Source organism: Streptomyces sp. RFCAC02 (assembly GCF_004193175.1).
GTDB lineage: Bacteria > Actinomycetota > Actinomycetes > Streptomycetales > Streptomycetaceae > Streptomyces.
This window is the reverse complement of record NZ_SAUH01000001.1, coordinates 4,903,391-4,929,509: the sequence shown is the minus strand read 5'-3', so window position 1 is coordinate 4,929,509 and position 26,119 is coordinate 4,903,391. Positions and strand designations below refer to the sequence as shown.

The 26,119-nt window shown below is 72.2% G+C and carries 20 protein-coding genes; 3 read left to right on the top strand and 17 right to left on the bottom strand.

Going from position 1 to position 26,119, the window contains the following annotated elements:
- Positions 1 to 7: 7 nt before the first annotated feature.
- The 4 genes from EMA09_RS22760 to EMA09_RS22745 all read right to left on the bottom strand — a co-directional run bounded on the left by EMA09_RS22760 (position 8) and on the right by EMA09_RS22745 (position 5,596).
- Entirely contained in the window at positions 8 to 892 is an 885-nt protein-coding gene (locus EMA09_RS22760) for a sugar ABC transporter permease (RefSeq protein ID WP_129842842.1), read from the bottom strand.
- A 1-nt stretch (position 893) separates the two neighbouring features.
- On the bottom strand, positions 894 to 2,261 hold the full coding sequence (locus EMA09_RS22755; RefSeq protein ID WP_129842841.1) for an extracellular solute-binding protein: 1,368 nt from the start codon (positions 2,259 to 2,261) through the stop codon (positions 894 to 896).
- 93 nt (positions 2,262 to 2,354) lie between these two features.
- Positions 2,355 to 3,380 carry a LacI family DNA-binding transcriptional regulator gene (locus tag EMA09_RS22750; protein ID WP_129842840.1) on the bottom strand — a complete coding sequence of 342 codons (1,026 nt, stop codon included), beginning with the start codon at positions 3,378 to 3,380 and terminating at the stop codon, positions 2,355 to 2,357.
- A 98-nt stretch (positions 3,381 to 3,478) separates the two neighbouring features.
- Positions 3,479 to 5,596, bottom strand: coding sequence for a DNA topoisomerase IV subunit B (locus EMA09_RS22745; protein ID WP_129842839.1), 2,118 nt, complete (start codon positions 5,594 to 5,596; stop codon positions 3,479 to 3,481).
- A 427-nt stretch (positions 5,597 to 6,023) separates the two neighbouring features.
- Between EMA09_RS22745 and EMA09_RS22740 the strand changes: the two genes are divergently transcribed.
- Positions 6,024 to 6,254 (top strand): hypothetical protein, encoded by a 231-nt coding sequence (locus tag EMA09_RS22740; protein WP_129842838.1) that lies wholly within the window; start codon positions 6,024 to 6,026, stop codon positions 6,252 to 6,254.
- A gap of 316 nt (positions 6,255 to 6,570) precedes the next feature.
- Here the strand turns inward: EMA09_RS22740 and EMA09_RS22735 are convergent, their stop codons facing one another.
- The 5 genes from EMA09_RS22735 to EMA09_RS22715 all read right to left on the bottom strand — a co-directional run bounded on the left by EMA09_RS22735 (position 6,571) and on the right by EMA09_RS22715 (position 13,508).
- On the bottom strand, positions 6,571 to 8,181 hold the full coding sequence (locus tag EMA09_RS22735) for an RNA polymerase sigma factor (protein ID WP_276324196.1): 1,611 nt from the start codon (positions 8,179 to 8,181) through the stop codon (positions 6,571 to 6,573).
- A gap of 299 nt (positions 8,182 to 8,480) precedes the next feature.
- Positions 8,481 to 9,464 carry an FCD domain-containing protein gene (locus tag EMA09_RS22730; RefSeq protein WP_129842836.1) on the bottom strand — a complete coding sequence of 328 codons (984 nt, stop codon included), beginning with the start codon at positions 9,462 to 9,464 and terminating at the stop codon, positions 8,481 to 8,483.
- A 143-nt stretch (positions 9,465 to 9,607) separates the two neighbouring features.
- Positions 9,608 to 11,485 carry an ATP-binding cassette domain-containing protein gene (locus EMA09_RS22725; RefSeq protein WP_129842835.1) on the bottom strand — a complete coding sequence of 626 codons (1,878 nt, stop codon included), beginning with the start codon at positions 11,483 to 11,485 and terminating at the stop codon, positions 9,608 to 9,610.
- 114 nt (positions 11,486 to 11,599) lie between these two features.
- Positions 11,600 to 12,328 (bottom strand): NUDIX domain-containing protein, encoded by a 729-nt coding sequence (locus EMA09_RS22720; protein WP_129842834.1) that lies wholly within the window; start codon positions 12,326 to 12,328, stop codon positions 11,600 to 11,602.
- A 7-nt stretch (positions 12,329 to 12,335) separates the two neighbouring features.
- On the bottom strand, positions 12,336 to 13,508 hold the full coding sequence (locus EMA09_RS22715; RefSeq protein WP_168220785.1) for a DUF4192 domain-containing protein: 1,173 nt from the start codon (positions 13,506 to 13,508) through the stop codon (positions 12,336 to 12,338).
- Between the two features lie 141 nt (positions 13,509 to 13,649).
- Here EMA09_RS22715 and EMA09_RS22710 point away from each other — a divergent pair, with 141 nt between their 5' ends.
- A complete protein-coding gene (locus EMA09_RS22710; RefSeq protein ID WP_129842832.1) occupies positions 13,650 to 15,836 on the top strand; it encodes a RecQ family ATP-dependent DNA helicase in 2,187 nt (728 codons plus the stop codon).
- A gap of 81 nt (positions 15,837 to 15,917) precedes the next feature.
- On the opposite strand, the gene EMA09_RS22705 is transcribed toward EMA09_RS22710, so the two are convergent.
- From EMA09_RS22705 to nrdR, 7 genes are all read right to left on the bottom strand, one after another.
- Complete coding sequence (locus EMA09_RS22705; protein ID WP_129842831.1) at positions 15,918 to 16,622, bottom strand: ribonuclease HII; 705 nt, start codon at positions 16,620 to 16,622, stop codon at positions 15,918 to 15,920.
- A 12-nt stretch (positions 16,623 to 16,634) separates the two neighbouring features.
- A complete protein-coding gene (locus tag EMA09_RS22700; protein WP_129842830.1) occupies positions 16,635 to 17,300 on the bottom strand; it encodes a histidine phosphatase family protein in 666 nt (221 codons plus the stop codon).
- 45 nt (positions 17,301 to 17,345) lie between these two features.
- Positions 17,346 to 17,954 (bottom strand): YdbC family protein, encoded by a 609-nt coding sequence (locus EMA09_RS22695; RefSeq protein WP_129842829.1) that lies wholly within the window; start codon positions 17,952 to 17,954, stop codon positions 17,346 to 17,348.
- Between the two features lie 69 nt (positions 17,955 to 18,023).
- Positions 18,024 to 18,788, bottom strand: coding sequence for an SDR family oxidoreductase (locus EMA09_RS22690; protein ID WP_129842828.1), 765 nt, complete (start codon positions 18,786 to 18,788; stop codon positions 18,024 to 18,026).
- A gap of 82 nt (positions 18,789 to 18,870) precedes the next feature.
- On the bottom strand, positions 18,871 to 19,143 hold the full coding sequence (locus tag EMA09_RS22685; RefSeq protein WP_129842827.1) for a hypothetical protein: 273 nt from the start codon (positions 19,141 to 19,143) through the stop codon (positions 18,871 to 18,873).
- A 97-nt stretch (positions 19,144 to 19,240) separates the two neighbouring features.
- Positions 19,241 to 22,132, bottom strand: coding sequence for a vitamin B12-dependent ribonucleotide reductase (locus EMA09_RS22680; protein WP_129842826.1), 2,892 nt, complete (start codon positions 22,130 to 22,132; stop codon positions 19,241 to 19,243).
- Positions 22,133 to 22,301: 169 nt separating this feature from the next.
- Positions 22,302 to 22,808, bottom strand: coding sequence for a transcriptional regulator NrdR (gene nrdR / locus EMA09_RS22675; RefSeq protein ID WP_129842825.1), 507 nt, complete (start codon positions 22,806 to 22,808; stop codon positions 22,302 to 22,304).
- A gap of 478 nt (positions 22,809 to 23,286) precedes the next feature.
- Between nrdR and lexA the strand changes: the two genes are divergently transcribed.
- Entirely contained in the window at positions 23,287 to 24,054 is a 768-nt protein-coding gene (lexA, locus tag EMA09_RS22670) for a transcriptional repressor LexA (RefSeq protein WP_129842824.1), read from the top strand.
- A 17-nt stretch (positions 24,055 to 24,071) separates the two neighbouring features.
- Here lexA and EMA09_RS22665 read toward each other — a convergent pair whose 3' ends face one another.
- The gene (locus tag EMA09_RS22665) at positions 24,072 to 26,069 is read right to left on the bottom strand and encodes an ATP-dependent DNA helicase (RefSeq protein ID WP_129842823.1); all 1,998 of its coding nucleotides are present in this window, start codon (positions 26,067 to 26,069) and stop codon (positions 24,072 to 24,074) included.
- Positions 26,070 to 26,119: the final 50 nt, after the last annotated feature.

The window sequence follows — 26,119 nt, the reverse complement described above, 5'->3', positions numbered from 1 at the left end:
GCGGGCCTCAGTTCTGCCTGCCGCGGGTGACCCGCAGGTAGGCGGCGGAGAAGACGGCGAGCACCAGGAGCAGCATCAGGCTCATCGCGCTGGCGGCGCCGAAGTCGTTGTAGCGGAACGCGTAGCGGTAGATGAGGAGCATCACCGTGACGGTCGAGTCCTGGGGGCCGCCGCCGGTCATCACGAAGGGTTCGGTGAAGACCTGCATCGTGGCGATCACTTGGAGCAACAGGAGCATCAGGATGACGAAGCGGGTCTGCGGGATGGTGACGTGCCACAGGCGCTTCAGGACGCCGGCGCCGTCCAGCTCCGCCGACTCGTACAGCTCGCCGGGGATCGTCTGGAGTGCCGCGAGGTAGATGAGGGTCGCGGTGCCCATGTTCGCCCAGGTCGAGACGATGACCAGGGAGATCAGCGCGGTGTCCGACGCGTTGGTCCAGTCGGGGGTGGGCAGTCCCGCGGTGCCGAGCACCTCGTTGATCAGACCGCCCTCCGGCTGGTAGAACCACCGCCACATCAGGGACACGACGACCGGGGGCAGCATCACCGGCAGGTAGACGAGGACCCGGAAGAACGCCCTCGCGTGCCGGAACTCGTTGATGAGGACGGCCGTCACGAAGGGCACGCCGAAGCCGAGGACCAGGGCGTAGAGCGAGAAGACGGCGGTGTTGCGCCAGGCCGTGGCGAACAGCGGGTCGTCCAGGACGCGGGTGAAGTTGTCCAGGCCGACCCAGCTCGTGCCGCGGACGAAGTTCACCTCCTGGAAGCTCAGCAGCACGTTGCGGAGGACCGGGTACCAGGCGAAGAGGGAGAAGACGACGAGCGCGGCGCACAGGAAGCCGTAGGCGGTGACGTGCTCCGCCAGCCGGCGGCGCGTTGCGGGGGTGGCCATGTCAGAGGGCGTCGTAGACGCTGTTGACCTGCTGCTCGGCGTCGTCCAGGAGTCCCTGGATGTCCGCGTCGCGGTCGGTCAGCACGCCCTGCACGACCCCGTCGAGGATGGCGTAGACCTCCTGGGCGGACGGCGGTTCGATCCGGCCCGGGATGGAGGGGGCGGCGTCCATGAACGGGGCCACGTTGCCGACCGGCACGTTGGCGTGCTCCTCCTTGAGTGCCTCGACCGCGTCGCGGGTCTCGCCGTCCACCCAGATGTCGGGGGTGGGGGGCATGGGCAGGCCGACCGGCTGGTCGTCGTCCAGCCGCTGCTGGATGCGGCGCTCGGTCTCGTCGGGGTTGACGAACCGCCACTGGAGCCAGGTGAGGGCGGCCTCGATCACCTCGGGCGACGCGTTCGCGTTGATCATGTAGCCCTCGCCGCCGATGAGGGTGCCCTGTCCGTCCGGGATGGGGGCGAGCCCCAGGTTCTCGTACGTGCCCTCGTACTGGCGCACGATGGTGGGGATGTTGTCGGGAGCGGCCACGTACATGCCGAGCTGGCCGGCGCCCATGGCGATCATCAGGTCCTCGCAGGACCGCATCTGGTCGCTGCCCATGGAGTCGTCCTCCCAGCGCATGGCGTGGAGCGTCTCCAGCATCTCGCGGGCGGGGGCGTCGTTGAACGCGGCCCGCCAGCGGTCGCCGTCCTGGGTCGCGACCTCGCCGCCGCGTGAGTAGATCTCGCTGGTCAGGTGCCAGCCGCCGGTGTTGTCGATGGCGCATTCGCCGTAGCCGGTCACGCCGCCGCCGATGTCGGCGATCGCGTCGGACGCCTCGCGGACCTCGTCCCAGGTGGTGGGGGGTGCGTCGGGGTCGAGCCCGGCCTGCTCGAAGAGGTCTCGGTTGTAGAGGAGGCCCATCGAGTAGTTGGCGGTGGGTATGCCGTACTGGCGGCCCTCCGCGTCCTGGAAGACCTGGTTCAGCTCCGGCTTCACCTCGTCGAGGTGGGGCACGTCGGCCAGGTGGTCGGTGATGTCGGCCGCGTATCCCTGCTCGATCAGGCGGGCGGGGTCGGTGAAGTAGACGTAGAACACGTCCTCCAGGTCACCGCTGGCGATGCGGGTGTTGAAGGTCTCGGGCTCCATGAAGCCCTCGTGCGGAACGATGTCGATCTCGGGGTGGGCCTCCTCGAAGGCGGCGATCTCCGCCTCGAAGATGCGCAGCTCGCGGGCGTCGGTGCCGGGCGGCTGGCCGTTGATGTCCAGCCGGATCCTGCCGTCCGCCCCCTCGCCGCCGTCCCCGTCGGAGGAACAGGCGGCGAGCGCGAGCGCGAGGACGGTCGTGGTCGCCAGCGCCGTACGGCGGCGGCGCGCGCTGTGCGTCATGGATGACTCCTTCGTCAGGCATGGCTGAAGAGTGGCGCACACTCAACCACCGCCGTCAGCAGCGCGCAAGATATCGCGCACGCCTTGAAAGAATCAGACGCCGGATCGACATCCACCGAGCATCGGACCGGTCGATTCCCGCACCACGAGTTCAGGTGCGAACAGCAGCTCATCGTGGGGGACGTCCCGGCCCCCGAACTGGGCCGCCAGCACGTCCACCGCGGCCCGGCCCATGGCCTCGATCGGCTGCCGCACCGTGCTCAGCGGCGGGGAGGTGCTGGTCATGAGGGCCGAGTCGTCGAACCCGACCACCGACAGGTCGCCCGGCACCGAAAGGCCGCGCCTGCGCGCCGCCCGCACCGCACCGAGGGCGATGATGTCGCTGGCGCAGATCACACCGGTCACCCCCCGCTCCAGCAGGGTCACGGTCGCCGCCTGCCCGCCCTCCAGGGTGTACATGGCACGGGCGACCCGCTCCTCGGGCAGTTCGCCGCCCCCCGCCTCCGCCGCGGCGACGGCCGCCGCGAGCTTGCGCTGCGACGGCATGTGGTCGGGCGGCCCGAGCACGAGACCGATCCGCTCGTGCCCGAGCGAGGTCAGATGCCGCCACGCCTGCTCCACCGCGACCGCGTCGTCGCAGGACACGCGGGGGAAGGGCAGGCCGGGCACGGAGGCGTTGATCAGTACGACGGGCAGCCGCCGTTCGGCGAGCAGCCGGTAGTGGTCGTGCGACGCGTCGCCCTGGGCGTACAGACCGCCGGCGAAGATCACACCGGACACCTGCTGCTGGAGGAGCAGATCGACGTAGTCGGTCTCCTTGATGCCGCCGGGCGTCTGGGTGCACAGCACGGGCACCAGGCCCCGCTGCGCCAGGACGCCGCCGAGCACCTCGGCGAAGGCGGGGAAGATCGGGTTCTGGAGCTCGGGCAGGACGAGACCCACCAGCCGGCCGCGCTCACCGCGCAGTTGGGTGGGCCGCTCGTACCCGAGGACGTCCAGCGCGGTCAGCACGGCCTGCCGGGTCGCCTCCGAGACCCCGGGCTTGCCGTTGAGGACCCGGCTGACCGTCGCCTCGCTGACCCCCACCTTCTGCGCTACCTGAGCAAGTCGTCGTGTCATGCGCGCAAGGCTAACGCAATTGACGCAAGAAAATTGCAACGGTCGAACAGGCGGACCCCGGACCGGAGAGCCGGCCCGGGGTCCGTACGGGGTCCGCGTCAGGTGTCGATGCGGGAGCGGTCCAGCGTCGCGGCCGAACTCGCGATGAACTCGCGGCGCGGCGCCACCTCATTGCCCATCAGCAGGCTGAACGCCTCCTCGGCCGCGTCGAGATCGCTGATGTTGATCCGCCGCAGGGTGCGCTTGCGCGGGTCCATGGTGGTCTCCGCGAGCTGGTCGGCGTCCATCTCGCCGAGGCCCTTGTACCGCTGGATGGACTCCTTGTACCGGACGCCGCGGCGCTCCAGGTCCAGCAGCGTCTCGCGCAGTTCGTTGTCCGAGTAGGTGTAGAGGTACTTCTCCTGCCCCTTCCTCGGGTTGCTCAGCTCGATGCGGTGCAGCGGCGGAACGGCCGAGAAGACGCGCCCCTGCTCCACCATGGGCCGCATGTAGCGCTGGAAGAGGGTCAGCAGCAGGCAGCGGATGTGCGCGCCGTCCACGTCCGCGTCGGCGAGGAAGATGACACGGCCGTACCGCGCCTGGTCGATGTCGAACGTCCGCCCCGACCCAGCTCCTATCACCTGGATGATCGCGCCGCACTCGGCGTTCTTCAGCATGTCGGAGACGGACGACTTCTGGACGTTGAGGATCTTGCCGCGGATGGGCAGCAGCGCCTGGAACTCCGAGTTCCGCGCGAGCTTGGCCGTGCCGAGCGCGCTGTCGCCCTCGACGATGAACAGCTCGCTGCGGTCCACGTCGTCGCTGCGGCAGTCGGCCAGCTTCGCCGGCAGCGCCGAGGACTCGAGGGCCGTCTTGCGGCGCTGCGCCTCCTTGTGCTGCCGGGCGGCGATCCGCGTGCGGGCCGCCGCGACGGCCTTCTCCAGGACCGCGCGGGCCTGCTGCTTCGCGTCGCGCTTGGTCGAGGTGAGGAACGCCTTCAGCTCCTTGCCCACGACCTGCGCCACGATCCTGGACGCCGCCGACGTGCCGAGGACCTCCTTCGTCTGCCCCTCGAACTGCGGCTCGGCCAGCCGGACCGTCACCACGGCCGTGAGCCCCTCCAGGGCATCGTCCTTGACGATGTCGTCCTCCGCGACCCGCAGCAGCTTCGCGGAGCGCAGCGCGTCGTTCACACCGCGCATGACGGCGCGCTCGAAGCCCGCGACGTGCGTCCCGCCCTTGGGGGTGGCGATGATGTTGACGAACGACTTGAGCGTCGTCTCGTAGCCGGTGCCCCAGCGCAGGGCAACATCGACGTCGAGGTCGCGCTTGACCTCCGTGGGGATCATGTGGCCCCGGTCGTCGAGGACGGGGACCGTCTCCTTGAACGTGCCCTGCCCGGTCAGCCGCAGCACGTCGCACACGGGCTTGTCCGGCGCCAGGTACTCGCAGAACTCGCTGATGCCCCCGTCGTAGCGGAAGACCTCCTCGGTCGGCTCCGCACCGTCGACACCGCGCTCGTCACGGACGGTGATGGTGAGGCCCGGGACGAGGAACGCCGTCTGCCGCGCGCGGGCGTGGAGCGTGTCCAGGGAGAGGCGGGCGTCCTTCAGGAAGATCTGGCGATCGGCCCAGTAGCGGACCCGGGTGCCCCTCCTGGCCTTCGGGACCTTCCTGACCTTCCGCAGGCCGCCGGCCGCCTCGAACGGGGCGTCGGGACCCTTTCCGCTGAACGCGCCCGGCGTGCCGCGGCGGAAGCTGATGGCGTGCGTGTGGCCGCCCAGGTCCACCTCGACGTCCAGACGGGCGGACAGGGCGTTCACGACGGAGGCTCCGACGCCGTGCAGGCCGCCGGAGGCCGCATAGGCGCCGCCGCCGAACTTGCCGCCGGCGTGGAGCTTGGTCATCACGACCTCGACGCCCGACAGGCCGGTCTTGGGCTCGATGTCCACGGGGATGCCGCGCCCGTTGTCCCGGACCTCCAGGGAGCCGTCCTCGTGGAGGAGGACGTCGATCCGGTCGCAGTGGCCGCCCAGGGCCTCGTCGACCGAGTTGTCGATGATCTCCCAGAGGCAGTGCATGAGCCCGCGGCTGTCGGTGGACCCGATGTACATGCCGGGGCGCTTGCGCACCGCCTCGAGGCCCTCCAGAACGAGCAGGTGACGCGCGGTGTAGGTGCCACCGTCGTCGGGCCCGTTCAGCAGTGCGGCGGTTGGCACGGACGTGTCGGCGGTCACGCAGTTCGCTCCTCGCTGAATCCAAATCGGGTGGCAGTCGCCGCTCAGAGGGTACCGAGGCTCTGTGGAGCGGTTGCGCGGCTCCCCGGGAAGATCCAGGGTAACCGAGCGTCGCTCACGTGTTCGATAACTCGTCTGGGTGACGTGTACATCACGTTCCCTTCGAGGCATGAACCCTTTAGGCTCCGGGCACGTCCTTCTGAACGGAAGGGAAGCCCCGGGACCCCGGGGCAGCAGGCAGGAACAACCACCACTCGACATGCGTTAACGAAGCGACAACACCGCAATACGGCTCATTCGCCGCCACCGGGCAGCGTCCGGCCATCCCGGAAGAAACCTTTGGAAGAAAGCCGCGAGCGGGAACGTTCTCGGCCTGGTTGGATGTTGTCCCTGGTACGACAGCTCGTCGAGCTAGAGAAGAGGCGACGTGACTACTGTTCTGACCCCCGCGACCCCGCTGACGGCCGGGGACCGCTGCGATCGCTGTGGTGCCCAGGCGTATCTCCGCGTGGTCCTCACCAGCGGCGGAGAGCTGCTCTTCTGCGCCCACCACGGCCGCAAGTTCGAGCCCGAGCTCAAGAAGATCGCCGCGGAAATACAGGACGAGACGGAGAAGCTGACCGCGACTCCCGCGACCGCTCACGAAGACGAGCGGTGATTCCCTGACGTTCCGCACTCTCCCGACGACGGGCTGTGCCCGGCCGCGCCGGGCCGGGGCGGTCGTCCACCGGTCCCACCGGGGATGACCGCCCTTCGCTCCACCCGCTCGCTCCGTCACGGGCGTATTCCGCGTGCCACCACACACGGCGGAAGGCCCCGAGCGGGCTCCGGGAGCGCCCCTCGGGCCGCTGCACGGCCCCGAGGCAGCCCTCTGCGCATCCCACCCGCGCCCATGCCCCTGACAGACGTACGGCCGCCCCTCCCCCGGTGTGGGGGGAGGGGCGGCCGTACGTGTGCCCTCGTCCGGTCCCGGATCAGTCCAGGTAGTCCCGCAGGACCTGGGAGCGCGACGGGTGCCGCAGCTTCGACATGGTCTTGGACTCGATCTGCCGGATGCGCTCGCGCGTCACGCCGTAGACCTTGCCGATCTCGTCCAGCGTCTTCGGCTGCCCGTCGGTGAGACCGAAGCGCATCGAGACGACACCCGCCTCACGCTCACTGAGCGTGTCGAGGACGGAGTGCAGCTGCTCCTGGAGCAGCGTGAAGCTCACCGCGTCCGCCGGCACCACGGCCTCGGAGTCCTCGATCAGGTCACCGAACTCGCTGTCGCCGTCCTCGCCCAGCGGGGTGTGCAGCGAGATCGGCTCACGGCCGTACTTCTGGACCTCGACGACCTTCTCGGGCGTCATGTCCAGCTCCTTGGCCAGCTCCTCCGGCGTGGGCTCACGGCCGAGGTCCTGGAGCATCTGGCGCTGGACGCGGGCGAGCTTGTTGATCACCTCGACCATGTGCACCGGGATGCGGATGGTGCGCGCCTGGTCGGCCATCGCCCGGGTGATCGCCTGCCGGATCCACCAGGTGGCGTAGGTGGAGAACTTGTAGCCCTTGGTGTAGTCGAACTTCTCGACGGCACGGATCAGGCCGAGGTTGCCCTCCTGGATGAGGTCGAGGAAGAGCATGCCGCGGCCCGTGTAGCGCTTGGCCAGGGAGACGACGAGGCGGAGGTTGGCCTCCAGCAGGTGGTTCTTCGCCCGGCGGCCGTCCTCGGAGATGATCTCCAGTTCGCGCCGCAGCTTGGGGGCGATCTTGTCGGCGCCGGCGAGTTTGTCCTCGGCGAACAGGCCCGCCTCGATGCGCTTGGCAAGCTCGACCTCCTGCTCGGCGTTGAGCAGGGGGACCTTGCCGATCTGCTTGAGGTAGTCCTTGACGGGGTCGGCGGTGGCGCCGGCCGCGGCGACCTGCTGGGCCGGGGCGTCGTCCTCGTCGTCGTCCGACAGGACGAAGCCCTCGTTCTCCTGCTTGCCCTCGGGGGCGTCGGCGGCACCGGCACGCACGGCGCGCTCGGTCGGCTCCTCCAGCGTCTCCTCGTCGCCGTCGAGGAACTCGTCGACGATCTCCTTCTTCGCCGGCTCGTCCTTGCCCCCGGCGGTCTTCTTCGCCGCGGTCTTCCTCGTCACCGTCTTCTTGGCCGCGGTCTTCTTCGCGGGCGCCTTCTTGGCCGCGGCCTTCTTCGCGGCGGCCGGCCGCTGCGGCGCGGCGGGGCCGTCCGCCGCGGCGCCGTCACCGTCCACGGACGGATCCTGCGGGCGTACCACGGCCGTGGCCTTCTTCGCCGGAACGGTCTTGGCCGCCACGGTCTTGGTCACGGTGCGCTTGGCCGTCGTCTTCGCGACGCCACTCTTCCGGGTGCGCTTGGGCGCCTCGGCGGCACTCACCATCAGCGTCACGCCTTCCTCGTCGAGGATCTGGTTGAGGCTGCGCAGAACGTTCTTCCACTGGGTTGACGGGATCTGGTCGGCCTCGAAGGCCCGGCGCACATCGTCGCCGGCGATCTGCCCCTCAGCCTTTCCCCGTTCGATGAGCGCCATCACAGAATTGGACTCGGCGATCTCCGCGGGGAGAGTACGGGAAGTGCTGGCCGACACGAACAACCTCTCGGAAACTCTGGGAACGGCTTGGAGCCCGCTCAAGGGAAGCGGAACCCTGACCGCCGGCACACGGCGCCGACGGTTGCGGTGGGCCTGGGACCGGACGTTCGTCCGGCCGCCGCGGCCACCTCTTGGGACATCGCGCTGCTTCCCGAAGCGTTACGCGGCTTCGGCGTGGCGCGAGTCACACCCGCGCTGCCGAGGGTGACGGGCGGTGCGCATGCGCCGCCGGAGCCCGGCGATGGCCGGCCCCGACGACGCTCCGTGACGCCGAGCGCGGGGTGCCGGAAGGGCGGTCAGTGCTCGCGCGGGGCGGGAACGACATGGTCGGCGCCGGCGCCCGCGGCGGCCGGCTGGCCGGCCGCCGGAGTCTCGGCCGGAGCGGCCAGCAGGTGCCGCATGGCGGCCTCGGCGGCACCCGGCTCGCCGGCGGTGATGGCCTCCAGGATGCGCTGGTGGAGCCCGACGGACGCCTCGGTCGGGTGCTCGCAGCCGGACGCGACCCCGCCGGACACCTGGAGGGCCGCGCCGACGATCCCCGAGAGGTGCTCCAGCATGCGGTTGCCCGCGGCCTGGAGCAGGAGGGCGTGGAACTCGGCGTCGGCGCGCGAGAAGGTGAGGGCGTCGCCCTGGCCGAGGGCGTGGTTCATGATCTCGACCATGTCGCCCAGGCGCTGGCGGACCTCCTCGCGGGTGTCGCCCGCGGCCAGGCGCGCCGCGAGGGGCTCGATGGTGAGCCGGAGTTCGCTCAGCTCCCGGCGCTGGTCCTCGCGCTGCGGGCCGAACGCCCGCCACTCGATGATGTCGGGGTCGAGCAGGTTCCAGTCGCCGACGGGGCGGACGCGGGTGCCGACGTTGGGGCGGGCGCTGACGAGGCCCTTGGCCTCCAGGACCCGCAGGGACTCGCGGACCACGGTGCGCGAGACCTCGAACCGCTGCCCGATCTCCTCGGGGACCAGCGGGCGGTCCGCGCCCAGGTCGCCGGAGACGATCATCTGGCCGAGCTGCTGGACGAGTTGCCCGTGCAGGCCGCGGCCGCGGCTGCCCGCGGTACGGCGGCCGACGCGGGCCATGTCGGAGTCGCCGGTGTCCCAGGCGAGGGCGTTGGTGGTGCGTGCGGCGCCGGTGGACTCGGCGTACGAGTACCGGTCGAGGCCGCCGGTGGGCGCCGGCCCGGCCTCGGCCGAGCGGGAGGTGGTCATCATCGAGTGCGCAAGGGTAGTCACGCCTCCTTTGTCGGCGACGCCCGTTGGCACCTTGAGGTCTTTGGTGAAAAGCACACGAAAGGGTGATCGGCGACTCCTGCATAATTGACGTCTAACCGGAAGGAAATGGACTCCCCACGCACATTGCGGGCCTGGACTGGGAAGTTGGAAGGCGCACCGGCGCGGGTGCCGGGTGCGCCCGGACGGGCACGGGTGGTTCAGCGCAGTCCGTTGCGCAGGCTGATCAGCGCGTATCCGCCGAGGAGCACGGTCAGTGAGAGGGCCAGTGCCCAGCCGACCGGCTGGGGTGCGAGGTGCGCGGAAGCGGACAGCCAGCGATCGACTCCGAACGGGAACGGAAGGGTGGTGAGCGCCTGGAAGCGCCCCGGGAGTCCGTCGAGCGACGCGCCCGCCGGGCTGTCGAGGAAGGCGCGGAGCGCGGGCGCCGCCCCCAGCGGCACGGCCGCCACGGCGGCGAGCCCGACGAGCGTGGAGCGGAAGATCCCGGCGGCGAGAACACCGGCCCACGCGCAGCCCACGGTGAGCACGGCGATTCCCTGGAACGCGGTGTCCCAGGCGTCGACACCGGGCGTCCGCTGCGGGAGGAAGAGGTGGAGCGCCGCGGAGTTGAGGACGATGGTGCCGCAGCACAGGGCGAGCGCGGCCGCACTGGAGACGATCAGTTTTCCGGTGAGGAGCGAGAGCCTGCGGGCCACCGGGACGCGCGCGGGCGCGAGCGCCGGGTAGCGGAACTCCTGTCCGAACGCGAGCGCCCCGAGCAGGCCGGCCGCCATGGCGACGGGGGGCAGCGGCAGCGGTTCCGCCCAGCCGGTGAGGGCGCGTTCCAGCGGGCGCACGCCGGCCGATTGGAGCCACAGGGCCGTGCCGAGTCCTGCGACGAGGGCGGTGACCATGAGGACCCAGCCGGTGCGGACACCGGTCCACCGCCGCAGTTCGTAGCGCAGCGGCCAAGTCGGTCCGGCGGTGGGGAGGGTGGACAGGCGTGGCGGCAGCGCCGGAGGGGGCCGGAGTGCCCGCGGATCCTCCCCTTCATGGTCGGAGTGGTCACCGGGACCGGACTGCGACAGGGCATCGGCTCCGACCAGGGAACCGGAGTCGGTACCGGGAGCCGGGCGTGCGACCGGTACGTGGGTGGCGGTGGGAGCGGCCCGGCCGTCCGCGCGGTGCAGCGGCCCGGCGGCGCTGCGGTCCCCCGAGTCACCGATCTCGTCGGCGAGTTGGTGGACGACGATGTGGTGCCGGTACGCGATCTCGCCCACGACGGCGCAGGTGCTGCCGTACACGGAGATGCGGGTCCCGGACTCGCGGACGGCTTCGGCCGGCCCCCCGGCGCCCGCCTCCCGGTGCCGGAACTCCTGCGCCAGGGCGGCGGCGAGCCGTTCCGCGTGCGGGGTGTGGACGGCCACGCGGGGACGCAGGCGGGTGCGGGCGAAATCGTGCGCGAGCTGGTCGGCGACGAGCCGCCCGTGCGCGAGGCTCACCACGCGGTCGGCGAGCGCGGCGGTCCGCTCCGCGTCGCGCGCGGTGACGAGCACGGTGCCGCCCTGGTCGGCGTAGCCGCGCAGCAGGCCGTGCAACCAGGCGGTTTCACGGGGGGACAAGCCGTCGGCCGGTTCGTCCAGGACGAGGGTGTGCGGGTCGCCGAGGAGGGCGATCGCCAGCCCGAGCCTGCGGTCCATGCCCCGCGAGAACAGGCCGAGCCGCTGGCCGGCGAGCCCGCTGAGCCCCACGACGTCGAGAACCTCCTCGGCGCGGGAGGCGGGGACCCCGGCCGCGGCGGCGAGCATCCGCAGGTGTCCGAGCGCGGTGCGGCGCGGATGCCCGGGCACGTCGCCGAGGAGGGTGCCGATCTCGCGCGACGGGTGAGGCACCAGGGACAGGGGCCTGCCCCGGAACAGCGCGACGCCCCGCCCCGGGGTGAGTTGGAGCATGAGCCGGAGCGCGGTGGACTTGCCGGCTCCCGATGGCCCGAGCAGCGCCGTCACATGGCCGGGGCGCGCCTCGAAGGTGAGGTCGTCAACTGCCGGCGGCCGGCCGCGCCGGGCGACGCCGGTGAGTCCGATGGCCTGGATCATCGATTCTCCCGTCGAGCGTGCACTGCAGGCACCCTAACGGGACAAAACGGATTTTCCGGGCAACGCGCGGATGTTGCGGAGCCCGGGACCGGACGCCTCCGCCCGGCCTCGGGGTCAGACCTCGGGACGGAGCATCGGCGGATTGAGCACGGTGGCGCCGCCCGCCCGGAAGAGCTGGGCGGGACGGCCGCCCTGCCGGGTCGTGGTGCCGCCCACCGGCACGAGGAACCCCGGCGTACCGGTCACCTTGCGGTGGAAGTTCCGGGGATCGAGGGAGACACCCCACACCGCCTCGTACACCCGGCGCAGTTCCCCCACCGTGAACTCGGGCGGGCAGAAGGCGGCGGCGAGCGACGAGTACTCGATCTTGGAGCGCGCGCGCTCCACTCCGTCCGCGAGGATCCGCGCGTGGTCGAAGGCGAGCCGCTCCTCCGCCGCGCCGCCCATCAGCCGGCCGACCGGTGTCCACTCAGCGCCGCCCGCGTCGCCACCGGGGGTGGGTGCCGGGAGGTCGGGCGCCAGCACCAGATGCGCGACGCTGACCACCCGCATCCGGGGGTCGCGGCCCGGATCGCCGTAGGTGGCGAGCTGTTCGAGGTGGGCCGCGGCGTGGCTGCCGGAATCCTGGGTGCGCAGCCCCGTCTCCTCGGCCAGTTCGCGCGCGGCGGCCGACGCCAGGTCCTCGTCGGTCCGGACGAATCCGCCGGGGAGCGCCCACTCCCCGCGATGGGGCTCCTCCCCCCGGCGGACGGTGAGCGCGCACAGCGCGTGCCGGCGGACGGTGAGCACGACCAGATCGACGGTGACGGCGAACGGCGGGAAGTCCGACGGGTCGTAGGGCATGCCGTGATCATAGGGCGCCGGAACCCCCCGCCCGGCGCGTGCGATCCGCCCGCTCCCGCCGCATGGTCTGCCGCAGCGGCTCAGGATCGATCCCCTCGCGGCACGCCTGCTCCAGCAGCCTGGCGAAGGTGTACTCGGGGTCGGCGCACAGCGCGTGCCCGAGCGCGATCCGCGCCCCGGCGGGATCCCCGGTCGACCACAGGACCCACCCGGCCAGCGTGAGGGGGGCGGCCGCGTACCCCGCGTACTCGGCGACGCAGCGGCGCGCGAGCGCCGACCACAGCCGCAGGGCGTGGGGCGCGTCGGTGCCCTCCATCCACTCGGCGGCACGGTCGCGGGCGGTTCTGTCGTCGAGTCCGACGACGAGGCGGGCGGCCTCCGCGGAGGTGATGAGGGCGTCGTCCCTGGCGTCGGCGGCCGACGGTCCGCGCTCCTCGCAGCCCCCGGCGCGCCGCAGACGCCGCACCAGCCGCTCGGCCAGTTCCTGGGTCTCGGCGCGCACGGCGGCGACCCCCACCGCGTCGCCGATCATGCGGGGCAGCAGTGCGCCGATGACCTCGTCGAAGGCACGGACCTGGGGCGCGACGAGGATGCCGGCCCCCGGGGTGAGCCGCCGCTCGATCTCCGCGAGCGAGCCGGGCGGCCGGGTGCCGGAGGCCGCCGCGGCGAGCGGCGACGCCCAGCCCCGCGGAAGGGGGCTGCCCTCCTCCGCGAAGCCGTCGGTCCCGGGGCTGCAGTACGACCAGAAACGGTCGTGCGCGACGTACAGCGCCTCGACGACGGGGATGTCGAGGGCACCGCAGGCCGTCCGCAGCCGCTGGGCGAGCGGCGTCAGGCGTTCGGCGGCCGCGGCCGCCGGGGCTCCCGGCGGTGGCTCCTGGCACAGGCAGACGATCGCCGCGTCCGGCCCGCCGCCCGGTTTCCCGCCGGTTCGCGCGAGACAGGCCGCCAGGTGGTCGGCCGTCTCGTTCCAGCGGGCGGGGTCGCGCGGGATGCCGGTGCGGATGCGGCCGCCCAGCGATCCGCGCGGTCCGTGCAGTCCGATGAGGACGATGGAGTCGTCGGGCCGGTAGCCGAGGAGATGGGGCAGGGCGGCGGCCAGTTCGGCCGGGCCGCGGAGGATCGGGCCGCGGTCGGCGGACGGCGGGAGGAACGGGAACGAAGCGCTGTGTCGTGTCATGCCGAGGAGCATGCGCCGGACGCGGCGGTCGGCGTCGGCCGTTGTCCACAGGCACGGGCGATCATCGGATGATCGGCGCGATGGGGAGTTGTCCACAGGGCGGAGTGGCGGACGGCCCGCCCGGTCCGGTTGCATGAGGGCATGCGGAACTCACCCGCGGGATCACCCGCCCACCCCGGCCAGGCGGACGCAGCGCTGCGCGCCGAGGCCGACGCCGTACTGGCCCGCCTGGTCGGTGACGGCGACGCGCGGCTGCGCACCGACCAGTGGCGCGCCGTCGAGGCGCTGGTCGCCGAGCGGCGGCGCGCCCTCGTCGTCCAGCGCACCGGGTGGGGCAAGTCCGCCGTGTACTTCGTGGCGACCGCGCTGCTGCGGGCGCGCGGCAGCGGACCGACCGTGATCATCTCGCCGCTGCTCGCCCTCATGCGCAACCAGATCGAGGCCGCCGAGCGGGCCGGGGTCCGCGCCCGCACCATCAACTCCTCGAACGCCGAGGACTGGGAGACGGTGCGCGCCGAGATCGCCGACGGCGGTGTGGACGTACTGCTGGTCTCCCCGGAACGCCTGAACAACCCCGACTTCCGCGACACCGTGCTCCCCGGTCTCGCCGCCACCACGGGGCTCCTCGTCGTCGACGAGGCCCACTGCATCTCCGACTGGGGGCACGACTTCCGCCCCGACTACCGGCGGCTGCGCACCATGCTCGCCGAACTCCGCCCCGGCGTCCCCGTGCTCGCGACGACGGCCACGGCCAACGCGCGTGTGACCGCCGACATCGCCGAGCAGCTCGGGACGGGCGCCGACTCCGCGGAGGCCCTGGTGCTGCGCGGTCCGCTCGACCGCGAGAGCCTCCGGCTCGCGGTGCTGCCGCTGCCGGACGCCGCACACCGTCTGGCCTGGCTGGACGCCCACCTCGACGACCTGCCGGGCTCGGGCATCATCTACACCCTCACCGTCGCCATGGCCCAGGACGTCGCCGCCCACCTCGCCGCGCGGGGCCATCGCGTCGCCCCGTACACCGGCCGCACGGAGAACGCCGACCGTGCGGCGGCCGAGGCCGATCTGCTGGCCAACCGGGTCAAGGCCCTCGTGGCGACCTCGGCCCTCGGCATGGGCTTCGACAAGCCGGATCTCGGCTTCGTCGTCCACCTCGGCTCACCCGCCTCCCCCATCGCCTACTACCAGCAGGTGGGCCGTGCGGGCCGCGGTGTGGAACACGCGGAGGTGCTGCTGCTGCCCGGAGCTGAGGACGAGGCGATCTGGCGGTACTTCGCCTCGCTCGCCTTCCCGCCCGAGGAACAGGTCCGGCGCACGCTCGACGTCCTCGCCTCGGCCGGCGGCCCCCTGTCGGTCCCGACGCTCGAGCCGCGCGTCGAACTCCGCAGATCCCGCCTGGAGATCATGCTCAAGGTCCTCGACGTGGACGGCGCCGTCCGCAGGGAGAAGGGCGGCTGGAGCGCCACCGGCCGCCCCTGGTCCTACGACGCCGAGCGCTACGCGCGCGTGAGCCGCCAGCGCGAGAGCGAGCGGGAGGCGATGCGCGCCTACGCGTCGCTCACCGGCTGCCGCATGGAGTTCCTGCGCCGGCAGCTCGACGACGAGAAGGCGGCGCCGTGCGGCCGGTGCGACACCTGCGCCGGCCCCGTGCACGACCCCGGCGTCCCGGCCGATGCGCTGGCGGCCGCGCGCGGTGAGCTGCGGCGGGCCGGATCCGCGGTCGAACCGCGCCGCATGTGGCCCAGCGGTCTGGCCGCCGCCGGGGTGGCCCTGAAGGGCCGCATCCCGGCGGGCGAACAGGCCGCCACCGGTCGCGCCCTCGGCCGGCTGTCGGACATCGGCTGGGGCAACCGGCTGCGCCCGCTCCTGTCACCCGGCGCCGGGGACGGCCCGCTGCCCGGCGATGTCCTGGACGCCGTCGTCGCCATGCTCGCCGACTGGGCACGCGGCCCCGGCGGATGGCACTCGGGCGAGGCCGGTGCGCCGAACCGCCCGACCGGTGTGGTCACGATCGCCTCCGACGCCCGCCCCCGGCTCGTCGCGTCGCTCGGCGAGCGGATCTCGTCGGTCGGCCGGATGCCGCTGCTCGGCACGGTGACCCGCTCCGGTCCCGCGCCGCACCGCAGCAACGGGGCGCGCCGCGTCGCCGAGCTGTCCTCGGCACTCGCCGTACCGCCGGACACCGCCGCCGCGATCGCCACCGCCGGCGGACCGGTCCTGCTCGTGGACGACTTCACCGACACCGGATGGACGCTGGCTCTCGCGGCGAGGGCACTGCGGCGGGCCGGGGCCGACGCGGTCCTGCCCCTCGTGCTCGCGGTGCAGGGATAGGGGTCTGTCCGGCGGATCCCGCCTGTCCCGCGACGGGACACGCCGGACAGACCTTGAAGCGGTGGCCGGGCCGGGGAGGCGTCAGAAGATGCCGAGCTGGCCCGCGTCCTCCAGGGTCTCGGTGACCGACGCGTCGCGGTGGGAGGGGAGCTTCAGATGGCGCCAGCGGGGCAGGGCGTCCAGAAAGGCCCAGGAACGGCGGTGGTGCGGCGTCGGACCCCACTCCTCCAGGGCCGCACGGTGCGTGGGCGAGGGATAGCCCGCGTTGCTGTCGAAGCCGAAGTCGGGATGCTGCGGCGCGAGTTCCGCGAGCATCGCGTCCCGCCTGACCTTGGCGATGACCGATGCCGCCGCCACCGCGACACAGGACTGGTCGCCCTTGATGACCGTCCTGACGCGCCAGGGGGCTCCCAGGTAGTCGTGCTTGCCGTCCAGGATGACGGCGTCGGGGCGCTCGGGCAGGGCCTCGAGGGCGCGTCCGGCGGCGAGGCGGAGAGCGGCGGTCATGCCGAGCGTGTCGATCTCCTGCGGCGACGCGTGCCCGAGCCCGAAGGCGGTCACCCAGCCGGTGAGCACCTCGGCGAGCGCGGTCCTGCGCAGCGGGGTGAGCAGCTTGGAGTCGGTCAGCCCCTCGGGCGGGCGGCGCAGCCCGGTGACGGCGGCGCAGACCGTGACCGGCCCGGCCCACGCTCCCCGGCCGACCTCGTCCACACCGGCGACGACACGCGCGCCGGTCGTGGCGCGGATCGAGCGTTCCACACGGTGGGTGGGAGGTTCGTACGGCATGGCCCGCTCAGCCTACGCGCACCAGCCCTGGAAGGGGCGCTCGGGTGTGTACCAGTGCTCGAAGGGGCGGTCGAGGTGGTAGCGCCCGTCACGCCCGAGCAGCAGTTCGCGGGTCTCGCCGTTCCCGGGGTTCGACAGCGACTCGAACTCGGCGACCGTCCAGTGCAGCCAGCGCATGCAGAACAGCCGCATGGTCAGCCCGTGCGTGACGAGCAGGACGTTCGGCGGGTGGTCCCGCTCCTCGAAGCTGCGCCACAGGCTCTCCAGGAAGGCGCCCACCCGGTCGTAGACGTCGGCGCCCGACTCGCCCTGCGCGAAGCGGTAGAAGAAGTGGCCGTAGGCGTCGCGGGACCGCTTCTGGCGCCGCACGTCCTCGCGGTCCTGCCAATTGCCCCAGTCCTGTTCGCGCAGGCGGGGCTCCTCCCGCGCCCGCACACGGGTGGGGTTCAGGCCGAGGAGCTGGAAGGTCTGGTGCGTGCGCCGGTAGGGGGAGACGTAGGCGGACACGCGCTCGTCGCCGAAGACCTCCCGCAGCCGCTCCCCCGCCGTCCGCGCCTGCGCGCGCCCCTTGGGCGTCAGTTCCAGGGCGTGGTCGGGGACATGCGCGTAGACGGAGTCGTCGTGGTTCCCCTGGGACTCGCCATGCCGCAGGAGGACGATGCGCCGGGGCTGTGCCATGCGCCCCAGCCTATGCGACCCCCCACATGCCGCCACATCAGCGCCTCAGACGGTCCACAGCGGTTCCATGTCGATGACATCGCCCTGTATCGCGGCGACATCCGCGCCGATCTGCGCCCGCAGCGCGAGACGTTCCACGCGTTCGGTGCGGTACTTGGCGCGCTCGGCCGCCGAGTCCCACATCGACAGGACAAGGAACTCGCTCTCCTTCTCCGCCTCGGCGAAGACGCCGCGCAGCATGCCGGGGGAACCGGCCATCGCCGGATTCCACACCTTCTCCTGCATGAGCGAGAAGTGCTCGGCACGTTCCCGGTGCACCTGGCAGTGCGCCACCCGCAGAAGGTCCGCCTCTGTGAAGCGGGGTTCGAAGCCGGTCTTCACGTCGAACCGGTACTCGAAGAGCCGCACCTGCATGTCCTGGTACGTGCCGGACTGCGCTGCGGCGAGCCGGTCGTGCGAGCGGGCCATGAAGGAGTCGTAGAACGCCCGGCTCTCCCAGAAGCCGAAGAGGTGGACGACGTCCGGCCGCCCCCGGCTCCAGCCGCCGCCCTGGGCGCGGAAACCCGGTTCGCCCAGCAGGCCCGCCCACTTCCGCTGCCCCCGCTCGAAACCGGCTCGGTCGACCACGGTACAGCGCATCCACTTCACCAGCACCGCGCCATCGTACGGCCAACGCGCCCAAATCCCCCACGGGTCGGCCGGGCTCCACCGCCCCGCCGGCGGTCAGCGGGCGGCGAGGAAGTCGTCGAACGTCACCCGCCCCACCGCGGCGTCCGGCGCCAGCAGCGCGCCCGCCCGCAGCGCCCGGAACAGCTTGCCGGGCAGCCGCAGCGGCACGACCGGCCGGTGGTTCCCGTCCGCCGCCAGGGCGGTGCGGGTCATCTCGTCCAGGGTCCGCACCTGGGGGCCGCCCATGTCGGGGACGCGTCCCGCCGGGGCGCCCCGCACCAGTTCGGCCAGCCGCCCGGCCACCTCCTTCGCGTCCACGGGCTGCAGCGGCACACCGCCGAGCGTCAGGGCGAGGGGCAGCCTGCGCTGCGCCAGCGCGAACCGGGCCACGAGCGTGTGGAACTGCGTCGCCCGCAGCACGGTCCACGGCAGGCCGCTGCGCACGACGATCCGCTCGCAGGTGAGTTTCGCCCGGTAGTAGGGGAAGGCCGAAGCGCGTTCGATTCCGACGATGGAGATGTAGACGAGGTGCCGGACGCCGGCACGGTGCGCCGCGGCCGTGAGCCGGCGCGTCGCGGCGACGTCGGCGCGTCCCGCCGTCGTGGCGCAGTGGACGACGGTGCCGGCGCCGGCCAGCGCGGCGTCGAGGCCGTCGCCGGTGCCGAGGTCACCGACGTGCCAGTCCACCGCGCATCCGGCACCACCGGGACGGTCCCGCCGGCTGAGGACGCGCAGCTCCCGGCCGCACTCGGCCAGGAGGCGCACGACCTCATGTCCGAGTTCCCCCGTGCCCCCTGTGACGAGAATCGCGCCGCTCATGCCCCCATGCTCACCCGGTTCCCGGACCACGGCCGCACGAGCACGCCACACAGGTGACCGGTGGCCGACGCCGGGGGCGCGCTCACGCCCCCGCGGCCGGCGGATCCTCGTGGAGATGCCGCAGACCGAGCCCGGGCATCACCGTGTCGGCCGGCCAGGTCCATGCCCCGTTGTCTTCGGTAAGACAGGCCCGCATGGCGGCACGCCAGTCCGGACGCGGCACCTCGGGACGCCACGCGCCACCGCGCAGCTCTTCATCGGGATACGACTCGCCCTCGTCGGGCAGTGGGCCGCCGGGCGTCAGCCGGTGCAGCCGCAGGGCGTGTTCGAACAGGGGGGTCCTGGATCCGGGCATGCCACAGCGGCGATCGCCGTACCAGGCCCGGTGGCGGGACTCCGCGCACGCCGGAGGCGGGGGTGCCGGATCGGCACCCCCGCCTCCGGTCGGGGGATCAGCTGCAGCCGCTGGTCGAGCCGCAGCCCTCGCAGAGGTAGCAGCTCCCCGCCCTGCGCATCTTCGTGCCGCAGGACAGGCACAGCGGCGCGTCGGCGTTCAGGCCGAGCTGCATCTCCAGCAGTTCCGTCGAACTGTGGGCCTCACGCGGAGCCGGGCGCTCCGTCGCCGCCTCGGGTGCCGCGGGCTCGGGCACGGAGACGGCGGCGGGAGCCGGCGGCCGGGTGTCCGCCTGCAGCGGCGCGGACTGGGACAGGCCCTCCACGTCCACGTCCTCGTCGGACGCCTCGTACGACCCGGTCTCCAGGTGCCGCTTCCGCTCGGCGGCCGTGTGGATGCCGAGCGCGGACCGGGTCTCGAACGGCAGGAAGTCGAGCGCCAGCCGCCGGAAGATGTAGTCCACGATCGACTGCGCCATCCGGACGTCCGGGTCGTCCGTCATGCCGGCCGGCTCGAACCGCATGTTGGTGAACTTCGAGACGTACGTCTCCAGCGGCACCCCGTACTGGAGGCCCACCGACACGGCGATCGAGAAGGCGTCCATCATGCCCGCCAGGGTCGAACCCTGCTTGGACATCTTCAGGAAGACCTCGCCGAGCCCGTCGTCCGGGTAGGAGTTGGCCGTCATGTAGCCCTCGGCCCCGCCCACCGTGAACGAGGTGGTGATCCCCGGCCGGCCCTTCGGCAGCCGCTTGCGGACCGGACGGTACTCGACGACCTTCTCCGGCTCGGGAGCGGCGGCCTTCTCCGTCTCCTTCGTCTTCGCCGACAGCGGCTGGCCGACCTTGCTGTTCTCGACGTAGACGGCGAGCGCCTTGACGCCGAGCTTCCAGCCCTCCATGTAGATCTGGGCGACGTCGTCCGCCGTGCTGGTGCTCGGCATGTTGACGGTCTTGGAGATCGCGCCGCTGAGGAACGGCTGGGCGGCCGCCATCATCCGCACGTGGCCCATGGGGGCGATGGAGCGCTCCCCCATCGCGCAGTCGAACACCTCGTAGTGCTCCTGCTTGAGCCCCGGGGCGTCCACGACGTTGCCGTGCTCGGCGATGTGGGCGACGATCGCCTCGACCTGCTCGGGCTGGTAGCCGAGGCGCTTGAGCGCCTTCGGGACGGTGTTGTTCACGATCTGCATGGACCCGCCGCCCACGAGCTTCTTGAACTTCACCAGCGCGAGGTCCGGCTCCACGCCCGTCGTGTCGCAGTCCATCATCAGACCGATCGTGCCGGTCGGGGCGAGCACGGACGCCTGGGCGTTACGGAAACCGTTCTTCTTGCCGAGCCGCACCACGTCCTGCCACGCCTCGGTCGCCGCCGCCCAGACCGGGGTGTCGAGGTCGTCCATGCGGACGGCCGCCCCGTTCGCGTCGGCGTGCTGGCGCATGACGCGGTTGTGCGCGTCGGCGTTGCGCGCGTAGCCGTCGTACGGGCCGACGATCGCGGCCAGTTCGGCGGACCTGCGGTAGGAGGTGCCCGTCATCAGCGAGGTGATCGCGCCGGCGAGGGCGCGGCCGCCGTCCGAGTCGTACGCGTGACCGGTCGCCATGAGGAGGGCGCCGAGGTTGGCGTACCCGATGCCGAGCTGGCGGAACGCGCGGGTCGTCTCGCCGATCTTCTGCGTCGGGAAGTCGGCGAAGCAGATGGAGATGTCCATCGCCGTGATGACGAGCTCGACGACCTTGGCGAAGCGCACGGCGTCGAAGGACTGGTTGCCCTCGTCGTCGTCATCGAGGAACTTCATCAGATTGAGGGAGGCGAGGTTGCACGAGGAGTTGTCCAGGTGCATGTACTCGCTGCACGGGTTCGACGCGCTGATCCGGCCGCTCTCCGGGGAGGTGTGCCAGTGGTTGATCACGTCGTCGTACTGGATGCCCGGGTCGGCGCACGCGTGGGCCGCCTCCGCCATCCGCCGGAACAGCGCCCGGGCGTCCACGTGCTCGATGATCTCGCCGGAGGTCCGCGCCCGCAGCCCGAACTTCTCGCCCGCCTCCACGGCCCGCATGAACTCGTCGTTCACACGCACGGAGTTGTTGGCGTTCTGGTACTGGACGGACGTGATGTCGTCACCGCCCAGGTCCATGTCGAAGCCCGCGTCCCGCAGGGCGCGGATCTTCTCCTCCTCCTTGACCTTGGTGTCGATGAACGCCTCGATGTCCGGGTGGTCCACGTCGAGCACGACCATCTTGGCCGCACGGCGCGTGGCGCCGCCCGACTTGATCGTCCCGGCCGACGCGTCGGCGCCGCGCATGAACGACACGGGACCCGAGGCGTTGCCGCCCGAGGTGAGGAGTTCCTTGGAGGAGCGGATGCGGGAGAGGTTCAGGCCGGCCCCCGAGCCGCCCTTGAAGATCATCCCCTCCTCCTTGTACCAGTCGAGGATCGACTCCATGGAGTCGTCGACGGAGAGGATGAAACAGGCGCTGACCTGCTGCGGCTGCGCGGTGCCGACGTTGAACCAGACGGGCGAGTTGAAGCTGAAGATCTGGTGCAGGAGCGCGTAGGTCAGCTCGTGCTCGAAGATCTCCGCGTCGGAGGGCTCGGCGAAGTAGCCGTGCTCCTCGCCCGCCGCCCGGTAGGTCCGCACCACGCGGTCGATGAGCTGCTTGAGGCTCGCCTCCCGCTGCGGCGTCCCCACCGCGCCGCGGAAGTACTTGCTCGTGACGATGTTGACCGCGTTCACCGACCAGGAGTCGGGGAACTCGACGCCACGCTGCTCGAAGTTGATCGAGCCGTCGCGCCAGTTGGTCATGACGACATCCCGGCGCTCCCAGACCACCTCGTCGTACGGATGCACTCCGGGGGTGGTGTGGATGCGCTCGATCCGCAGGCCCCTGGTCCCCTTGCCGCCCTTGGCGCGGGACCCGCGTGCCGGGCCGCTCGTCGTCTCAGTCATTCCGCCTCCCTGTACGGGCATGACGCCCTGGTGCGACCGGCTCGGTCCGGTCGCAGGTTCGGTTCCGGTGACCGGGACGCACGGGTGCGCCCCGGACAAACTCTTGTGTGTCGCGGCACCGCGCCGGACCGCCGGTGCGGGCGGCGGAGCGGGGGTGCCGGGGCCGGTGTCAGCCGGTCGTGGCCGGCCGGCCGGCGGGCGCGTCCGCCGCGCCCGCGGCGGCGGGTGGTCGTTCCCGCTCGCGGAGTTCGGCGATGGCCGCCTCGAAGTCCTCGAGCGAGTCGAACGCACGGTAGACCGACGCGAACCGCAGGTAGGCCACCAGGTCCAGCTCGCGGAGCGGACCGAGTATGGCGAGTCCGACGTCGTGCGTGGACAGCTCGGCGCTGCCGGTGGCGCGCACGGCCTCCTCCACGCGCTGGCCGAGCTGGGCGAGGGCGTCCTCGGTGACGGGACGGCCCTGGCACGCCTTGCGCACGCCGGCGATGACCTTGTCCCTGCGGAACGGCTCGGTGACGCCGCTGCGCTTGATCACCATCAGCGACGCCGTCTCGACGGTCGTGAAGCGGCGCGTGCAGTTCGGACACTGGCGGCGGCGGCGGATCATCGTGCCGTCGTCCGCGGTCCTGCTGTCCACGACGCGGCTGTCGGAGTGGCGGCAGAAGGGGCAGTGCATGGGTCTCGTCCCTTCTCCCGGCTGACGCGCATCGGTCACACAGCGTGCCGAAGCCCCGCAGGGCATACGGCTCCGCCTTCCCCGAACCGGGCGTTCGCACGCCCTCTCGGGGTACCCCCAGCATAGGCGATCGATGGCACTCACGCGCGACCGGACCACTATTTGTGGGGAGTCGCCAGACATCAAACCACTACATGTAGGGTCTGAGGGCGATCGGCCGCCGCGCGTGTCGGACGGTTCCGACGAAGCGTCCCGCATCGCCCCGGGAACGGCGCCGGCGACGGACGCCAGGGAGGCTATCGCACGGGCGGTGACGCTTCGCACGCAACCCCGCACTGCGCCCGGCCCGCTTTACACCCCGCCCCCCCGGCCGGGTGGGCTGATCAGCGATTTTTCACTCGAACGTGTGTTTGGCGCAACCTTTCGATAGCAACTACCGTTGTGTGACCAGGGAGTACCAGCCTGAGAAGGGGCCGACATGACCACCGCAGCAGACGACGCCATCACCGCGGCCGAGCGCCGCCAGGACCGGACCGCCGCCCCGGTGACCACGCCCGCCCCGGACGATTCCGCCCCACGCCCCCTCCCCGGCCGCCCGCCAGGCATCCGCGCCGACGGCTCCGGCCTCACCGACCGGCAGCGGCGCGTGATCGAGGTCATCCGCGACTCCGTCCAGCGCCGCGGCTACCCGCCGTCCATGCGGGAGATCGGCCAGGCCGTCGGCCTCTCCAGCACCTCGTCCGTCGCCCACCAGCTCATGGCCCTGGAGCGCAAGGGCTTCCTCCGCCGCGACCCGCACCGGCCCCGCGCGTACGAGGTCAGGGGCGCGGAGACGCCGGTCCCCCAGGCCGCCGACACCGCGGGCAAGCCGGCCGCCTCCTACGTCCCGCTCGTCGGCCGCATCGCCGCCGGCGGGCCGATCCTCGCCGAGGAATCCGTCGAGGACGTCTTCCCCCTGCCGCGCCAGCTCGTCGGCGACGGTGAGCTGTTCGTCCTGAAGGTCGTCGGCGACTCCATGATCGAGGCGGCCATCTGCGACGGGGACTGGGTCACCGTCCGCCGCCAGCCCGTCGCGGAGAACGGCGACATCGTCGCCGCCATGCTCGACGGCGAGGCGACCGTCAAGCGGTTCAAGCGCGAGGACGGACAGGTCTGGCTCCTCCCGCACAACGCGGCCTACCAGCCCATCGCGGGTGACGAGGCCACCATCCTGGGCAAGGTCGTCGCCGTCATGCGGCGCGTCTGACGCCGCCGGCACCCTCCTCACGACGCGGCGGCGTCCCGCGCTGCCGCGTCGATCGCGGCCAGTGAGCGCCGCACCTGATTGCGGTCGGTCGTGTACCAGAAGTCCGGCATCGACGACCGGAGGAAGCCGCCGTACCGCGCCTTGGCCAGCCGCGGATCCAGGACCGCCACGACGCCCCGGTCCCCCGTGGCCCGGACCAGCCGCCCCGCTCCCTGCGCCATCAGCAGAGCGGCGTGCGTCGCCGCCACCGCCATGAAACCGTTCCCCCCGGCCTCTTCCACGGCCTTCTGCCGGGCACTGACCAGCGGGTCGTCCGGCCGGGGGAACGGGATGCGGTCCATCACCACGAGCTGGCAGCTCGGTCCCGGCACATCCACCCCCTGCCACAGCGACAGCGTGCCGAACAGGCAGGTCGCCTCGTCCTCGGCGAACGTCTTGATCAGCTCGCCGAGCGTCTCCTCGCCCTGCAGGAGGATCGGCATGTCGAGGCGCCCGCGCAGCTCCTCGGCCGCCGCCTGCGCTCCCCGCATCGAGGAGAACAGGCCGAGGGTCCGGCCGCCCGCCGCCTCGATCAGCTCCGCCAGCTCGTCCAGCATGTCGCTCCGGCTGCCCTCCCGGCCGGGCGGCGACAGATGCTGCGCGACGTACAGGATGCCCTGCTTGCGGTAGTCGAACGGCGAGCCGACGTCGAGCCCCCGCCACTCCGGGAACTCCTCGCCGTGCCGCCCCTCGGGAGCGAGCCCCAGCGAGGCGCCGACACCGTCGAAGTCGCCCCCGAGCTTCAGCGTGGCCGAGGTGAGGACGACGGACCGCTCGGCGAACAGCTTCTCCCGCAGCAGCCCCGACACCGACAGCGGCGCGACGCGCAGCGAGGCGCCGTAGCGGTCGTGCCGCTCGAACCACACCACGTCGTACTCGGAGCCCTGCACGATGCGCTCGGCCACGTCCTGCACCGTCTCGATCGAGGCCAGCGCCTGCTTGCGCACCGCGTCCTCGTCGGCGACGGAGGCGTCGCGCGTGTTCCCCAGGGCGGTGATGACGGCCCGCGCGGCGTCCCGGAGGGCGGCGAGCGCGTACCCGAGGTCGTCGGGGAGCTTCTCCAGCCGGCCGGGCAGCGCCAGCTCCATCAGCCGCTCGAACGTCTCCGACGCGGTCTGGAGCTGGTCGGCGACCTTCTCGTCCACCAGCTTCGCGGCCCGGCGCACCGCGCGGGCGACCGAGCCGGGCGTCAGCTCGCCCGTCGCCACCCCGGTGACCCGGGACACCAGCTCGTGCGCCTCGTCCACGATCAGCACGTCGTGCCCGGGGAGGACCGGCGCCCCCTCGATCGCGTCGATGGCGAGCAGCGCGTGGTTCGTGACGATGACCTCGGCCAGCTTCGCCTGCTCGCGCGCGGCCTCCGCGAAGCACTCCGCGCCGTAGGCGCAGCGGGTGGCGCCCAGGCACTCGCGGGACGACACCGACACCTGCGCCCACGCACGGTCGGAGACGCCGGGCGTCAGCGCGTCCCGGTCGCCGGTCTCCGTCTCGTCCGCCCAGTCGCGCAGCCGCAGCAGGTCCTTGCCGAGGCGGCTGCTCGGCGGCCCGGCCGCCTGCACCGCCTCGAACTGGTCGAAGAGGCCCTCCTCGTCGTCCTGCGGCACGCCCTCGTGGAGGCGGTGGAGACACAGGTAGTTCGACCGGCCCTTGAGCGTCGCGAACTCGGGGCGCCGCCGCAGCAGCGGGTGCAGTGCCTCGACCGTGCGCGGGAGGTCGCGCTCGATGAGCTGCCGCTGCAGCGCGAGCGTCGCCGTGGCGACGATCACACGGTCCCCCCGGGCGATGGCGGGCACCAGGTAGCCGAGGGACTTGCCGGTCCCGGTGCCCGCCTGCACGAGGAGGTGCGTGTCGTTCTCGATGGCCTCGGCGACGGCCTCGGCCATGGCGACCTGACCGGGCCGCTCGGTCCCGCCGACCGCGGACACGGCGGCGTGCAGCAGTTCTCGGAGACCGGGCTTCCCGGAGGTGTCAGTCATAGGGCAGTCACCTTAACCGCCACCTCGGACAACCGCCGACGGCCGCTCGT